Raw genomic sequence first — 15,948 nt, 5'->3', positions numbered from 1 at the left:
TTTTTTGCATCATGAAAATCGTTAGCATCTTAGAGTCTACCCGTCCGATCAAATCAGATATTCGTAATGCATATATTGATTTCTCAAAAATGACATTAAGTTTGGTTGCCGTCGTAACCGATGTCATCCGTGAGGGCAGACCTGTCGTTGGTTACGGATTCAACTCAAATGGTCGTTACGGGCAGGGCGGACTCATTCGAGAGCGCTTTGTGCCCCGCGTGCTTGAAGCGGATCCCGCCAGCTTGATCAACGATCAAGGGACTAATTTAGATCCTCATAAAATTTGGGCTCGGATGATGACGAATGAAAAACCCGGCGGTCATGGTGAGCGTTCTGTTGCCGTGGGTACGATTGATATGGCGGTCTGGGATGCCGTTGCCAAAATTGCCGAAAAACCTCTTTATCAGCTTTTAGCTGAGCAATACGGAAACGGAATTGCTCAGCCCCACGTGTTTGTATATGCCGCGGGTGGTTACTACTATCCGGGCAAAGGCCTTGATCAACTTGGCAAGGAAATGCAGAGTTATTTAGACCGTGGGTATTCGGTCGTCAAAATGAAGATCGGAGGAGCATCGCTCGCTGAAGATTGTCAGCGTATTGAATACGTCCTGAAGATGCTTCAACCGGGTCAACAGCTTGCCGTAGATGCAAATGGACGCTTTGATCTTGCTACGGCGGTCAGTTACGCCAAGGCCTTGTCCCAATACCCGCTTTTCTGGTACGAAGAGCCCGGTGATCCGCTCGATTACGAATTGCAGGCCAAGCTGTCCGAGGTTTATCAGGGTTCAATGGCGACCGGAGAAAATCTTTTTTCGATGCAGGATGCGCGTAACTTGATTCGTCACGGCGGTATGCGTAAAGATCGAGACTGGTTACAGTTTGATTGCGCACTTAGTTACGGATTGGTTGAGTATCTACGCACCTTAGAAATGCTAAAAGAGTATGGATGGTCTCCGAGTCGCTGCATTCCGCACGGAGGTCATCAGATGTCACTCGCCATTGCGGCAGGCTTGGGTCTTGGAGGCAATGAGAGTTATCCAGATTTGTTCCAGCCGTATGGTGGATTTCCGGATGGCGTAAAGGTAAAGAACGGATATGTTGATTTGCCGGCACTCCCTGGTATCGGTTTTGAAGGCAAGTCTGATCTGATCACTGAGATGCGTGCATTGGCTCAATAATTTAAAACTGCCAGGTCACACCTGACATCACAGACCAGTTGTATTCGCGGCTTGGGCTTCCAATTGCACGGTTACCCATGAGGCCTAAGCCAAGCTGAACATTTTTTACAGGTGCAAACACGGCACCGATCTGTGCGTATGCTACCTGGGCGCTCGTGGCGTTAGGATTGGTTTCCAGGCCAGCATCTGCGCCAAGCTTCCATTGGTGATTCAATACCCAGACGGGTGCTACTGAAACTCCCCAGAGGTGTTGAGCCTGCTGATCTTCGGCGCCGCTGTAGGACAGGTTGCTTGTGTAGCGGGCGTTGACGTGGACTTCATACTTTGGCTGAAGGTATGAGCTAATCAATGAGACCGTACCGTTGGTTTTGCCGTTCCCCAGTCCGGACGTTTCCATGCTGCGCGTGACAGGCGTGAGAAGTGCGGGTTTAATTGCAAAGCTCCAACCCTCCTCGGCATCTCCAGCAAACCGCCATTTAAAACCAATGGCGGAGTTCATCCAGCCATTGGTTGGGGAGGTTTGACGGATGATGCCAACGAACACGTCAAGATCGTCGGTCAAACCCCGCGTGTAGGTCATTGGAAAAGAGTTGCTAGTGCCGTAGTCTCCTGGGTAGTAAGTCCCATCTTCGGCTACACCAACACCACGTTCCTTAATGAAAACGTAGTTGAGCTCCAGCTGATTACCGCCTTCGCCTTGCGTGCCAGTATCATCTGTGATGAAGGGAAAGTAGGCGTGTGCGGGTATGGAACAAAGCAGTGAGAATGATGTGGCTAACGAAAAAACGAATGAACGCAAACGCAGATTTGAAACACGGTGGGTCACGAGCGACTCCAGATTATTGTTTTAATAAAAAACGTATTTTAGATGATCGCCCGTGTCTGAAACACAAAGTTACTGTGCCTTAATGCCCGCAGCTTGTATGACTGCTCCCCATTTATCAAGTTCTGCACTCAAATGCGCTGACAGTTTTTGAGGGGTCCCTCCCAGTGTGGTTGCACCAATGGCGGCGAGTTTCTTTTGGAACTCGGGATCCTTTAAAACTGCATTGATCTCAGTATTCATCTTCTCGATGATGGGTGCAGGTGTGCCTTTGGGGGCCAGCATCGCGAACCAGGTTGAGGATTGCAGCTTTGGAAAGCCTAGCTCAGTGGTGGTAGGGACATCAGGCAGGGCTGGCGAGCGAGCGTCAGACAAAATTGCTAAGGCTTTGACTTTTTCTGCCTTAACCTGACTTGCGATGCCGGGGACGAGCTGGAACATGAGCTGGATGTCATTGGCAATCATGTTGGTCGTTGCCGTGCCGGGTGCGTTATAGGGTACGTGAACCATTTTTGCACCGGTCTGCGTCATAAACAACTCTCCCGCCAGATGCATTGAGCTGCCGATTCCGGTTGAGCCGAAGTTGAGTTTGCCGGGATTATTTTTGGCGTACTCAACAAATTCCTTGAGCGTTTTGACGGGTTGCCCATTGTTAACAACAAGGATGTTTGGTACATCGCAGATCAGCGCAATGGGTGCGAAGTCCTTTTGCGAGTCAAAGCCAGGTGTGGTGTAGAGCTTTGGACTGACAGCAAGAGTGCCTGCCCAGGAAAACAGAAAGCGATAACCGTCTGGCGCACTTTTCGCTGCAAAAGACGCACCGATATTGCCGTTTGCACCTGGTTTGTTTTCAATAACAAAACTTGTTTTGAGTCGAGTGGCTAATTGTTCAGCTAGCATGCGGGCGATCGTATCCCCCGTGCCACCTCCACCTGGTGCTGGAACGACGATGTGCACAGGCTTGCCAGCTTCGGGCCAAGACTGGGCACAGACCGGTGCCGTCAATGCAGTGATCAATGCGACAGAGGAAAGGGTTTTAAGGATCGAGTGCATGTGCTTCTCCTTGTTGAGACAGTCAAGCGGATGGAAAGACAGGTTCGCCGAGATTGAGCATCAGTCGATTGGCCCAGGCGAATATAGCCACAGAGTGAATCAGATCAAGAATCTCCGCATCGGTGAGGCCAACGTCCTTGAGTGCCTGAATATCTGCTGCGCAGACGGCCTCAGGGTGTTCGGTCAGTTGGATGCTGAACTGAACAATCGCTTTTTCTCTGTCGGTTGTCCCAGCAGTGCGAGGCTCAGTAAAAACTTGCTTAATGCTGTCGTTTCTTTTGGCGAGCTGCTCGAAACGCTGAGCGTGGACAGATGCGCAGTACACGCAGCCGTTGATGCGGGATACCACGGCGGTGGAGAGTTCGCGCTCGGCGCGAGGCATGCCTCCGGGCGCATACATGATGGCGTTGAACGCGGCAGAACGCTGTCGCAAGATTTCAGGCTGATGCGCAAGAAAGAGGTAATAGTCGGATTCTTTAGCCTTAGGGTGGCTTTCCTCTAGGATAGCGATTTGTTCAGGACTTGCCGCGTTGATATCGACGACGTCGAGCCATGCTTTCCAGTCCAGTGTTTCATTAGTAAAACCGTTAATCCGGATCGTTTCGCTCATGACTGTGCTCCTTGCGTGTTCAATGCTTTAAGGGCATGAAGTCCAGCATAGACTCTGACCTGATAGGACACAAAGGCAACTAGTTGTGCCAGTGCAGTAATTTGTGGGGTACTCAGGCCTGATGCTTTCAAAGCCAACAGTGCTTGTTTATCTGCTTTGACAGGATCTGTAATCAGTGTGGCTGTAAAAATCAGTATTTGCCTGAGGCGTTGGTCATTGAGTTGATCAAGTTGAGCGCTTGCCACAGTTTGTATCGTTTGCTCCGGGATACCCAAAGCGGAGAGCCTGTTTACATATTCGTTTTTTAAAGCCTCCGACGGTGTCAGGGCGCAGGCAAGCAAGGCCACGAGGAGTCGGTCACTGACCGACAGTCCTTCGACAGGAGTACCAAGCAGCAGATCCTCGCTTGCCTGAGTCGCATCCACCACCTTTGTGCGTTGATGCCTGATTTCATATGTCGGGTGGCTGGGTGTGAGCCCGAGTAGATGATCTAGTGTGTCCGGTTTGGAGTGCAATGTCTCGTGATTTGTCATGTCTCTTCCTGTTCAATGATTGCGAATGAACGCTATTCGGTTTATTTCAAAGTCTGAGGAGGCGGGGCTGCAGACCACTCATCGCCCATGAGCTCAGGCTCTGAAAAATTCTGGATCTTTTCAAAGTGATCCGCGATATCTTCTTGATAAAATAAGCTTACGATGCCTTGAGCCAGTCTTTTTGCGCCATCGCTAATTGCGGGAATATCCCCCGAGACAGTGCCATGGGAAAGAGCAGCTGGATAGCAAAACACATGAATCCGCTCGAGTCCTGGACACTGACCGGGATTTTTTTCTCTTAAGTCGAAGTTTGCTCCCAAATCAGGGGAGTCTTGGAGCTCTCTATCCGCTAGGCCAGCTTCATGTTGATAGCGGTCACCCCAGGTGCGCAGATGTTTGGCAATGACTGCGTATTCAGGACGGGCGAGCCAGTCGATTTTGAATCCAGTCGCAAAAATCAGAAAGTCGAGTTCGAATATTCCTTTTGGGGTGAGAATCGCCAAACTGCCGTCTGGATTGATTGTGATTTCATCAATAGGACAACCTAGATTAAAGCGCGCGTTGGCATGTTTCGATACACGCAACGTGCTACCTCGTGGAGGCGGCACTTGTTGCGCATTGATGTAATGCCGTAGTCGCCATTTCCACGCATCCGGTAAATCAAGATGCCCATGCGTCAGTCCTGGGTTGCCAGCTCCCTTGCCTTTATTGACTCGTGGTAAGTCAGCGCGTCGGATCAGCATGTCGACACTCTTGGCGCCACATTCGAGTGCAGTGGCCGCACTGTCCATGGCCGAAGCACCGGCTCCGATCACACCCACGCGTTTACCCTTGAGAGAGTGATAGTCAAGAGGATCAGAGGAGTGTGCTCTGAGTTGGGGAGGAATTTTGTACGCAAAATCAGGTAGTGAAGGTCCACCCAGACCATCCCGACCAGAAGCAATGATCACACGTCTTGCCAATATTTTTTCTATACCCTTGGGGTGTTGCACCAAGAGTTCGACGAGCTGATCTTCTCTAGGATTGACTTCGAGGATGAGATGCTCATTGCGAATCTCAAGTTTGGTGACCTTGCGATACCAGCGCAGATATTCCATCCATTGCATGCGCGGTATTTTGTCGAGATTCGTCCAAGCTTGATCGCCAAACTGTGCCTCAAACCAAGCGCGAAAGGTGAGGGCGGGCAATCCCAATGCTGGACCCGTTAGTTGCTTGGGTGAACGGAGGGTTTCCATGCGAGCGGTGGTGACCCAGGGGCCTTCGTAGCCCTCTGCTGCACGGTCAAACAATACAGGATGGATTCCGAGAAGACTCAGTGCTGTACCCGCCGTGAGTCCTGCCATACCTGCACCGATGACGGCGACTTCGATGACGGGTTTCCCTGCATTGGTTTTATTGATCATCCAGGGCTTTGAAGGAAGTTCAAGCCAGGAAAGATCTTGCCTGAGTCTAGTTTCAAGCAAGTCAAGACCGTTATGAGCGCGTGTGTGCATTCTGAAGGGTTGTAAAGCCAATGGGTGCTGAAACGAATTGTTACTTTTGATTGTCTACTACTTGGGGATATAAAGGCAAATGTTTCTTCTTTATATGCAAATAAGTCCAGCTTTAAAGTCGACCTACCTGAGGAGGGGATTTCTGCTCCCGTTCTCCAAGCCAGCTATCGATCAACATTTTCGGCACAATCAGCCCAAAGGTCATTGCCATCACAATCAGAAAGGTCGCGGTTCCATTAGAGACAACGTTCGTTAGCATAGCGATTGTGGCATCACTGTCTGCGCGATAGACTTCTACCAGGCCACTGGCGAGTTTAAAAACAAAAATACCGGGCATCATTGACACCACAGCACTAAAGGCGAGAGCGGCAAAGGGGAGTTTTAAGTATCTCGCCAACATCGCTGTGATGATGCCGGCGATCAGGCAGGCGACGAACGCACCTAGCACCACACCACCGCCGTTTTCCAGTATGAACCAGCGACTCGCATGGCAAATCATGCCCACCAGGATCGGTGCGATCAGGATGCGCCAGGGAAGTGAAAAGAAGGCACCGAAGGCCGCGACGGCGATACCTGCAGACAGGATGTCAAGCCAGAGTGGCACTTGAGCTGACAGCATGCCATCGGTGAGTGATCCGTTCGTCACTGTGAGTCCCATCAAGAGTCCTGCACAGATCGCTAATAAAATCATGAGGCAGTAAGTGAGGCGAGCGATGCCAAGGCTCAAACGACCTCTCGCCAAATCAAGTGAAGCATTCAAAATATGCGCACCCGGTACAAGGATCATGCAGGGTGTGATGTCTACAAACTGAAGTTGTGTATCTGTCAATAAATGTTGGGCTGCTCCGCCCACAAGACCCGCAACAGAGGCCGCAACAAGGGGCTGCACAAAAAGATTTTCACCTGCGAGTGCGCGTCTTAAGATCGCGCCCAGCGCCGCAGCAAAGAAAATCAAAGCAAGCGTGAGCTGACTCGTCACACCAAAGATCAAGCCGAGGGCAGAGGCACCTAATCCCGCCATCAACACAAACCGCATATTGCTACTAGGCTTGAGGTCAGCAATTTTAATGAGTGCTTGATCCGCGTGGGCGACAGTTTCTTCAGTTAACGGCGAAGCTAAGGCGCATAATCGATCAATCAAATGCGTGGTTTGAGACACCTTATTCATATCCACGCCAGTTGGCCGGATATGGACAGATTCGTCACGCCATAAATGATGTGCCTCAGCACCCAGCGGTCTAAAACGCAGTAGGATTAAATCCCACTGCGGTAAGACGACCGCCTCATAACCGAACGCACGCGCCAAGCGGGTTGTTGCCTCAATGACGCGTTGTGTCGTCTGGCCATTCGCATGAAGCAGTGCTGCGGCCCTAAGGACGCAAGCGATGCGGTCAGTCACCATAAACAGGTTTGTAAGCCATATCTTTGATACTTGCAGCAATGTCAGTCGGTCGATCAACGCGTGCTAAGCCTTGATCAAACACGTATGTTGCGACTTTCGCAGCAGTATGCAAAGAGGCTGCAAGAATTTGTGATTGAGGCGGGTAGATCAGGCCTGTGTTCAAATCCTCCTGTGTGACTTGCTCAGCAACGGCTTTGGCTGCCACGATAAACATTTGCTGTGTGACGCGCTTAGATTGTGTCGCGAGCACAGCCATGCCCATCGCAGGGAAGATGTACACGTTATTGCCTTGACCGGGAACAAACGTCTTGGCGCCAAGTGTGACGGGATCAAAAGGGCTGCCGCTCGCAAATATCGCCTTGCCGTTTGACCATTTGTACGCTTCTTCCGCTGTACATTCTGAGCGCGATGTTGGATTGGAGTAGGGAAAAATAATGGGTTGCGCATTGACCTGGGACATGGCCTCGATCACTGCCTGATTAAAGAGTTTGGGGACGGTGCTGACACCCACAATTCCGTTTGGCTTGATGGCGTTAATGGCATCGACAAAAGACTTGCACGGCTTATGCTGATGCGCAAAGGGCTTTTGAAAATCAGCCAGGTCGGTACGTGTGGACTCCACAAGTCCATTGATATCAAACAAAAAGTTCCGCGCACGCGCTTCTTCGATCGTGAGGCCTTCCATCACCATCGCCTCACTGATCAGCTCGGCGATGCCGGTGGCGGCAGAGCCTGCACCCATAAAGAGAAAGCGCTGATCTGTCAGATTTTGACCCGTGATGCGCAGGGCTGCATACAGGCCAGCGAGTGCGACACCAGCGGTGCCTTGAATGTCATCGTTGTAGGTACAGATTTTGTCTTTGTATGTATCAAGAATCGACACAGCGTTAAAGTTTGCAAAATCTTCCCACTGCAGACAACATTTTGGATAAAGCGTTTGTACGGCATCGACAAACTCTGCAATGAACGCATGGTACTCGTCGCCGCGTACACGCTGCTGACGCAGACCTAGGTAAAGAGGGTCATCTAGCAGCGTTTGGTTATTTGTACCAACGTCAAGAGTGATTGGTAGTGTCAGCTCGGGCGGTACGCCAGCAACCGCTGTGTAAAGCGCTAATTTACCGATCGGGATGCCCATGCCGCCCACACCCAGATCACCCAGGCCAAGAATACGTTCGCCATCCGTGACAACGATAAAGCGAATGTCTTTTTGTGGCCAGTTCGACATCAGCTCTTTTAACCGTCCTTTGGCGCTGATTGGTAAATAAAGACCACGCGTGGAACGAAAGATATGATCAAACTTTTGGCACGCCTCACCCACTGTGGGTGTGTAGACAAGCGGCATAAACTTAGCTGGATCTGACATCAGCACCGCATAAAACAAAGTTTGATTACGACTTTGCAAGTCCATCAAAAACAAATAGCGTTGCAAATCAGAATCGAGAAGATCAAGCTGGGTGTGTACTCTGGCAATTTGCAGTTCTAAGGTATCCACGCCTGGTGGTAATAGACCTTCTAAACCAGAAGCTTTTCGTTGGGCTTCAGTAAATGCTGTTCCGCGATTCACAAGTGAGTCGTGCAATACGGTGTAGCCTTTGTTTTCAATGGGCATGGACATCTGAAATGCTCCGAGCAGAATGTATCTATATTTAACAAAATGTTAAATAAAAAGTCAGGTCCATGCTAGCAGAGTTTTAGGGAGAAAATGAACGAATAAATCCCAATGTTTCGTCTGTGCTGGCGACCTGACAATAAATCCAGTTAATTGATCTCAGTTCGTGTTCGTGCAATTCATTTGTTGCAGCCGCGCAGGCATCGTGACAAACGATCACATCAAAACTTTCGTCGGCAAGACTGCGCACAGTGCTGGAAATGCATTGGTCGGTAAAAATTCCAGCACAGATCACATGCTGGATACCCATGTTATGTAACGTGAGACGCAGACTGGTGCCCGTGAGGGCGCTATCGGTCGTTTTCAACACGACGATTTCGTCAGGGTGTGGCGCAAGCGCATCAATGATTTGGCTGGCCCATTCATCTTTTGGTAATAAAAGATTATTGAAACCGGGCTTGCGCTGGGAGAGAGAGCGATCGCGGCCGTCGGGCAATTGGCAGGCAATGCGAGCAAAAATAACGTCGATCTTGCTCTCACGACACCTGTCAATCAGGCGTCGCGTATTGGGAATGACCTGTTGATGCATGCGTGCCATAAAGGGCGCCCAGCGCGTTCGCTCGGCCGGATCAGCTGACTCCGTTAAGTAAGCATTTTGTATGTCAATCACGAGTAATGCTGTTTTAGCCGAATCGAGCTCCAAGTCCTCAGGAATTGGAGCGTGCTCGTAATAGAACGATCGATAGGCTGTTTTCCAGCTTTCGTCAGACATGGCTTACTCTGCCTGAATATTTTTAGTGCGAATGACACGCTCCCACTTAGCTGTGTCTTTTGAAAGCAAGTCGGCAAGCTGCTGAGGCGTCGAGGCTGCAGGTTGAGCACCTGAGTTAGCCAGGCGTGTTTTGACCGCATCATTGGCGAGTACGCGAGCGATGGCCTTGTTAATCCGTTCGATGTCAGCTGGAGGCGTACCTTTAGAGGTAAAGATGGCATACCAGTTGTCCGAGTCTACGCCCTTGATGCCCATTTCTTCGAACGTTTTAACATCAGGCAAAAGAGGGTGACGCTGTGTGGCCGCCAACCCCACTGGTTTGAGCTTGCCGGCTTTTACATTGTTAATCAGTCCGGGTATGTCACCAAAAAAACCATCCACATGGCCTGCCATCACATCGGTAATGGCTGGTGCTGCACCTTTGTAAGGGACGTGGACTAAGTTTGCACCGGTCGCATCAGCGACTTGTTCCATTGCCAAGTGAGGCACGCTGCCTGTCCCTGATGAGGCCATTGTCGTGCGCTGCTTTTTTGCATTAGCGACAAATTCGGCTGGGTTATTGGCAGGGTTTTTAGGGTTGACGACGAGCAGTTCTACGTTGTTGACGACCAGTGAGACGGGAGCCAAGTCTTTTTGTGCATTGTACGAAAGCTTGGGGTAGAGGCTGGGGTTAATGGCGACTGCGCCGACGCTGGTCAGCCAGAGGGTATTGCCATCAGGTGCGGACTTGATGACATAATCTGCTGCGATCGCACCATTTGCTCCGGCCTTGTTTTCAACGATAACAAGCTGTCCTAATTCTTTGGATAGTGCCTCGCTGATGCTGCGAGCGACAAAGTCTACGGGTCCACCGGGCGGAAAGGCGACAATCAGTTTGGTGCTCTTGGCTTGCGCCATGGCAAATTGTGGGGCTGCTGCCACGAGTAAAGAGCCCAAAAATGTCAGCGCAATTTTTTTAATTGTGATGGTCATGAAAATTCTCCAGTAAAGAATGAAAATGTTAGCCGCAGCGCACAGACATGCCGCCATCGACGACGATTTCAGTGCCTGTAATAAAACGCGCTTCGTCCGAGGCCAGAAAGACGGCAGCATTGGCGGTGTCACGCCCATCACCCATAAATGGTAGTGGAATACGTGCCTGGCGCTGCTCAAGAAGTTTTGCGACATCTCCGCCCGATCGTTGACCGGCGAGTCGTACTTCGACCATGGGCGTGTGCAGCTGCCCAGGTACGATGGTGTTGACTCGAATGCCTTTCTTTGCGTACTGAATGGCGACCACTTTTGACAGTTGAATGACGCCAGCCTTGGTCGCCGCGTAAGCGACCTGAGCAGAGCCCGTCCAGCGGGTGCCGGAGGTGGACGACATATTAATAATGGCGCCACTGCCTTGTTTTTCCATCACAGGCAAAACATGCTTACAGCTCAAAAATACACTTTTAAGGTTGCTGTCGACTTGCGCATCCCAGACATCTTCATCGAGTTCGACCGGTCCGCCAGCAGCTGAGCCACCAACGTTATTGACTAAAATATCGATGCGATCCCACTTTTCAACACATTGACGGACGATATCTGCGACTTGCGCACTTTGGGTGACATCGCAAGGGGCAATTTCGATTTCCCCGCCGAGCTCTTGAATGCGGGTAACGGTTTCCGCCATGCGAGTCAGGTCCATGTCTACGCCAAATACCTTGGCGCCTTCCTCGGCGAAACGCACTGCCATGGCTCGACCATTTCCCCATCCAGGGCCCACTGATCCTGCGCCGAAAATCAGTGCAATTTTTCCTTTTAGCCGAGCGGTCATGTTGTCTCCGTGTAAAAAACAGTAAATGTTTCTTATTAGAGCTTCATTTTTATATAAAAATTGAAAATATCCAAAAAAAATCAATATTTAATGATTTTCAAAATGACTTAACCCAACACTCCTTTAATTTATCTTACGATCACCGCAGGAGAGGCTGGAATTGCGCCTGGAATTTTCGCAATCGTGACAAGTGACGCCATAAACTCCATGACATCTTTTGTGTAGGACTGATCGTTGTCAGCAATCGTGTAAGTGACCCCCTTGTAGGTGACTGACGCTGCGGTATCCATATTTGCAGCATTTTTATATACCTTGAACAAAGGATGCGGTTCTTGATAGCGCTCGTTATATCCATCCAGCACTGACTTAGAGGGTTGTATCAAGACCTCTCTGGAACCGTCGCCTTCAAGCTGCGCATTTAATACAGAGCCAAGAAAATCAAACACGTTACCAGGTGAACGGACCCCAATGACTAACTCCAGATTACTCGCATCAGGGAAGTGAGCGGTAAAGGCTTTAATCACGTTGGCATAATTTTGATCTGATTTTTCATAGCGCGGCGAGTCCTGGCAATAGGAGGCTGCGCTCAGCATATTGCCGAGCAATTCTTGCGCGCGATATTGATTGACACAGGCTCGATGGCGTTGCTCATTGCGAACGAGTTGATACAACTCTCTGCCATTTTTATTGATTTTTTCAAAGGATAGGAGGCCCTTGGCAAGATTGTCGACCGTTGCACTGCCCCAGGCATCAAGCGAGCGGGTCAGCACTGCAGGTTCTAAAGGTGGTCCGAGGGGGGTCTTGACTTGTGTATTCTCGGTTGTCAAGCCGGCTTCGATTAAAAGATACAGCAAGCTTTGAAAATCTTTAAAGTTCGGATCGAGAGGGTCATTGTTGAAACGGTGCACGGAGGCATTGTTTCTGCGAAGCTCGATGCTTTCAACTAACAAAGTGTAAGAAACTGCTCTAGGCAACAATCTTCTTGTCCCTTTCACGCCCAGTACGCTCAGCGGTATTTCTTTGAGAAATGACTGCATAAATTGAGCGTTGTCGAGCGAAGCTTGAGTAAACGTAAATCCACTATTGACAGCGAGTCCGATCGAGGCAGAAGTAATCGATGGCGGCGAAACCTGAGTGCCTACGCTCTGCGTTGTACCAACTCCAGTATTCGCAGCCACATTACCTGTGCCGATGACAGAAGGAATATCAAGAAAGCTCAAAGGCATATTCTTCGATGCGCGAACGATATTCAATAGAATATTTTCATTGCTGTAATTTTCAACAACTTGTCTGTATGCGGTCGACATGTCGCTAAAACTAGTGGAGTTAATGCCGGTACAGCCCGTCAAGGACGCGATAAGAATGGAGACGGTAAGGTGTTTGATTTTCATTATCCAGTCTTTAGATAGGCGTTGTTACAGATTAGATTACAAATTAGTCAGGATATAGTGCGTTCCAAAAGCCGCATTGATGGCCTTGGTTAGATGATGCATCAATGGCACCGTAAGCGTTGCGTGCATGAATCTTGCCTGGACTAAAAAACATGACGCGATCGGATGCTGGACGTTGCATGGACCCGTCGTATTTTTTCCATTCTGCTAGTCCTTGCGCCCGCGGGTTGCCATCACGCATAAAACTTGACACATATTCAATCATTTGTTGCCCGAGTTGCTGCGAGGTAATGCTTAACTCAGGCGCATCAATGGCTGCAGTATTTGAAAGTCGTGGAAAAAAATAATTCAAAATAGAGGAGTGAACTGAGCCAAGTTCAAAGCCAGGATCTTTTCCTTTTGAAATACTAACGCCTAGAACCAGTGCCCCAGGATCGTCAAACTGAAACTGATAGATAGCCGGTGCAGCAGGCAGATCATTCAAGGCATTCGCTGTTTTTAAATTTAAACAGTTGTTGATCCCGACGTGTGGATTGAAGTCTGACAACATTGAACCCAGAGTGGCACCGTTCAGATTTTTTGGATTGTCAGCAGAACCAAAGTAATGAGTCAGGATTGCTGTATTTTTTTTCTGATCTGAGCCATAAAACGCTGGGAGATAATATTCTTTTAAATTCTCGAACGTGACTGGGTACTTGGTACGGTTCGCATTGTCACCCAAGACATCGTAAGCGACAAACACGCGTAATTCGTTTTTTGCGCCACCAATCATCATTGGAACTTTCACTATTTGACCTGACTTGACTGCATCTCTAAAAGCGCGCGGAACAGTTTGATTGCCTGTGACCGGCACAAAACTTAAAATTCTGTTCCCCGCCTCATATGTTTGAGCTTCGAGAAGCGTTTTGACAGAGATTGATTTTAAACACGCCAAAGATTGACTATCTGAATAGCCAGAATCGCCTGGGACTGGACAACGAAATGTCCGGGCTGGGTCTTTTGGATTGTGTGAAACGGTATGCCAGATGGGGTCTTTCAGCGCTTGCTGGACTGTAGGTAATACTTGAATGCAGGCACCGCTGATCAGAATCGCTCGATGAAACAGTCCTGATACGTGTTCTGGACTTGCAAGGTGCTGACAGATGGATCCACTACCAGCTGACTCCCCTGCGATGGTGATATTGTTTGGGTTGCCACCAAAGGCAGCGATATTTTTTTGTACCCAGCGCATCGCTTCGCGTTGATCTTCAAGCCCTAGGTTCCCATTTGAAGCGGCATCCATGGCGGGGTGTGGCATAAAGCCAAACAGTCCAAGTCGATAGTTGATCGATACCACTATCATTCGACCTTGTTGTACCAAAAGATCCAGCCGATATAAGTTCGATCCGCCACCCACGAAACCTCCGCCCGGAATCCAGATCATGACGGGAAGTTTTTCTCCCGGTTTCATATCAGAGGGGGTAGAAATATTGAGATACAAACAGTCTTCGTTCAGGCTTTCTTCGGTCAGGTTATAGCGTGCCGTTTGGGGGCAATTGCTGCCAAACGTTTTGGCATCCTTGAGGCCAGTCCATGAAGGCGTTGCGATAGGTTTCGCGAATCTCTCTGCTGTGGCGTAGCGAATTCCTTTAAATTCATTCACCATTGACGTTAGGTTTTTAACGCCTTGAAGCTGACCCGCTGGGCTTTTAATCACAACGATCTGACTCTGAGCAAGCGTGACGCTTGCGAGAGTGATTAAAGCGATGAGGAGTGCGTTACGCAGTCGTAACATAGCCAGCTTCTAGTGTTACTTCTTGGCAGATCCAGCAGGTGTTTGTGTTTTGATGTGTTCACGCGTGGTGTCGCGCTGTGCTTGCGTCACGGAGTCTGTGATTTGGCTGTTGCTGGGTGTTGGGTAAGAGCGTGGAGGTGTCGCTGCGTTTGCGGGTGCAAGATTGGGGTTAGGCATGATTTGCCCGGGTGACTGAATGGGAACGATCGTTGTTTGGGCCAATACTGATGTTGTTGGGAGCAACGCTGCAATCAGTGCAACCAAGCCGATTTTTTTATTCAAATGACGCATCACAAAAACTCCTAATAAAAGTCCGACCACTGAAAAAATCTTGATTGATTTTCAATCAGTAGTGCTGATATTGGCAAAGTTTAAGCCGCCAATATCAGCATCGAAACCTTTTTAGAAACTTTGTCGGTATTTGTCGGTATTAAGTTTTAGTCGAGCTTGATCCCCGCGCTGACAACCTTTCTCCAACCTTGCAGTTCGTTTTGTAACATCTCTCCAAAAGCGGCCGGTGATCCATAAAATGGGCTTGCACCTTCACGTTCGAAACGGTCTTTTAGCGCAGGTGATTCGCTGTTAATCGCAGCATTCAGTGCAGTCACAATATTTGCGGGGGTCGATTTCGGTGCGACGATTCCCCACCAGGTTGAAACATCATAGCCAGGTACGCCACTCTCGATCACAGTCGGCACACTTGGAAACATGGGTGACCGTTCTTTGGAGGTGACTGCAAGTAGATTGACTTTGTCGGACTGGATCTGGCCACGAATCGTTGGGACAGTTGAGAAAAACACTTGAGTGCGCCCAGCGATCAGGTCGAGTGTGGCAGGACCACTTCCTTTGTAGGGGACATGTGTCATTTTGACGCCAGCCGCTTGCGCGTACATTTCAGCGGCCAAGTGATTGATGCCTCCAGGACCTGATGTGCAGTAAGCGAGTTCGCCAGGCGATTTCTTTGCTTGCTCAAGCAGCTGTTTCATACTGGTAATGCCTGAGGCCTTAGAGGTCACCACGACAAGAGGACCGCTACCTAACAGCGCAACAGGTGTAAAGTCTTTGAGCGGGTCGTAGCTGGATTTCGGGTCTGAAGCTGCATGCGTGGCAAATGTCGAGGTGACAAAAAGCAGTGTGTGCCCGTCGCCCGGAGCTTTTGCCACACCATTTGCAGCAATCGAGCCGCCAGCGCCGCCTTTGTTTTCAACCACGACAGGGGTGCTCAGTTTTTCACTGAGTAATTTTGCAAGATCGCGAGCAATGCTGTCTGTACCACCACCCGGGGCAAAGGGAACGACAAGCGTGATTGGTTTTTTAGCGAAGTCGACAGGTTGTGCCTCAGTCGTCGCCGTGACGACGCTTGCTGCTAACACCAGCATCTGACAAAGCATGGTTTTGCAAAACAAACGTCTCTTAGCGGATAGATCAAAGCCGGCAATCATCATTGAAAGTCTCATAAGGTTTAAAAAAAGCCCTTGAGTCATTTGAATTCAAGGGCTTAGAGTG

15 protein-coding genes are annotated in these 15,948 nt (G+C 49.6%); 1 reads left to right on the top strand and 14 read right to left on the bottom strand.

Annotated features, from left to right (window positions below; translation table 11 throughout):
• Positions 1–11: 11 nt before the first annotated feature.
• Complete coding sequence (locus WBJ47_RS00175) at positions 12–1,178, top strand: mandelate racemase/muconate lactonizing enzyme family protein (protein ID WP_422243975.1); 1,167 nt, start codon at positions 12–14, stop codon at positions 1,176–1,178.
• A 1-nt stretch (position 1,179) separates the two neighbouring features.
• On the opposite strand, the gene WBJ47_RS00170 is transcribed toward WBJ47_RS00175, so the two are convergent.
• The 14 genes from WBJ47_RS00170 to WBJ47_RS00105 form a co-directional block, all read right to left on the bottom strand.
• Entirely contained in the window at positions 1,180–2,004 is an 825-nt protein-coding gene (locus WBJ47_RS00170; RefSeq protein ID WP_422243976.1) for a transporter, read from the bottom strand.
• 69 nt (positions 2,005–2,073) lie between these two features.
• Positions 2,074–3,054 (bottom strand): Bug family tripartite tricarboxylate transporter substrate binding protein, encoded by a 981-nt coding sequence (locus tag WBJ47_RS00165; protein ID WP_422243977.1) that lies wholly within the window; start codon positions 3,052–3,054, stop codon positions 2,074–2,076.
• A 22-nt stretch (positions 3,055–3,076) separates the two neighbouring features.
• Complete coding sequence (locus WBJ47_RS00160; RefSeq protein ID WP_422243978.1) at positions 3,077–3,664, bottom strand: peroxidase-related enzyme; 588 nt, start codon at positions 3,662–3,664, stop codon at positions 3,077–3,079.
• Positions 3,661–4,197 (bottom strand): CMD domain-containing protein, encoded by a 537-nt coding sequence (locus WBJ47_RS00155; RefSeq protein WP_422243979.1) that lies wholly within the window; start codon positions 4,195–4,197, stop codon positions 3,661–3,663. The genes WBJ47_RS00160 and WBJ47_RS00155 overlap by 4 nt, the downstream gene beginning before the upstream one ends.
• Before the next feature lie 41 nt (positions 4,198–4,238).
• Positions 4,239–5,690, bottom strand: a complete 1,452-nt coding sequence (locus WBJ47_RS00150) for an NAD(P)-binding domain-containing protein (protein WP_422243980.1) — start codon at positions 5,688–5,690, stop codon at positions 4,239–4,241.
• Positions 5,691–5,802: 112 nt separating this feature from the next.
• Entirely contained in the window at positions 5,803–7,092 is a 1,290-nt protein-coding gene (locus WBJ47_RS00145; protein WP_422243981.1) for a threonine/serine ThrE exporter family protein, read from the bottom strand.
• Positions 7,082–8,710 (bottom strand): NAD-dependent malic enzyme, encoded by a 1,629-nt coding sequence (locus tag WBJ47_RS00140; RefSeq protein WP_422243982.1) that lies wholly within the window; start codon positions 8,708–8,710, stop codon positions 7,082–7,084. Before WBJ47_RS00140 ends, WBJ47_RS00145 begins: the two co-directional genes overlap by 11 nt.
• A gap of 76 nt (positions 8,711–8,786) precedes the next feature.
• Positions 8,787–9,476 (bottom strand): cysteine hydrolase family protein, encoded by a 690-nt coding sequence (locus WBJ47_RS00135; protein ID WP_422243983.1) that lies wholly within the window; start codon positions 9,474–9,476, stop codon positions 8,787–8,789.
• Between the two features lie 3 nt (positions 9,477–9,479).
• A complete protein-coding gene (locus WBJ47_RS00130; RefSeq protein ID WP_422243984.1) occupies positions 9,480–10,448 on the bottom strand; it encodes a Bug family tripartite tricarboxylate transporter substrate binding protein in 969 nt (322 codons plus the stop codon).
• Positions 10,449–10,476: 28 nt separating this feature from the next.
• The gene (locus tag WBJ47_RS00125; RefSeq protein WP_422243985.1) at positions 10,477–11,277 is read right to left on the bottom strand and encodes an SDR family NAD(P)-dependent oxidoreductase; all 801 of its coding nucleotides are present in this window, start codon (positions 11,275–11,277) and stop codon (positions 10,477–10,479) included.
• A gap of 128 nt (positions 11,278–11,405) precedes the next feature.
• The gene (locus WBJ47_RS00120; RefSeq protein WP_422243986.1) at positions 11,406–12,668 is read right to left on the bottom strand and encodes a hypothetical protein; all 1,263 of its coding nucleotides are present in this window, start codon (positions 12,666–12,668) and stop codon (positions 11,406–11,408) included.
• 43 nt (positions 12,669–12,711) lie between these two features.
• A complete protein-coding gene (locus tag WBJ47_RS00115) occupies positions 12,712–14,442 on the bottom strand; it encodes a carboxylesterase family protein (RefSeq protein ID WP_422243987.1) in 1,731 nt (576 codons plus the stop codon).
• Between the two features lie 15 nt (positions 14,443–14,457).
• Complete coding sequence (locus WBJ47_RS00110; protein WP_422243988.1) at positions 14,458–14,733, bottom strand: hypothetical protein; 276 nt, start codon at positions 14,731–14,733, stop codon at positions 14,458–14,460.
• Between the two features lie 146 nt (positions 14,734–14,879).
• A complete protein-coding gene (locus WBJ47_RS00105; protein WP_422243989.1) occupies positions 14,880–15,887 on the bottom strand; it encodes a Bug family tripartite tricarboxylate transporter substrate binding protein in 1,008 nt (335 codons plus the stop codon).
• Between the last annotated feature and the right edge of the window lie 61 nt (positions 15,888–15,948).

The sequence above is a fragment of the Zwartia sp. genome, assembly GCF_049655405.1.
Classification (GTDB): Bacteria; Pseudomonadota; Gammaproteobacteria; order Burkholderiales; family Burkholderiaceae_B; genus Zwartia.
The sequence above is the reverse complement of the archived record's forward strand: the minus strand, read 5'-3'. Positions and strand labels throughout refer to the sequence as shown.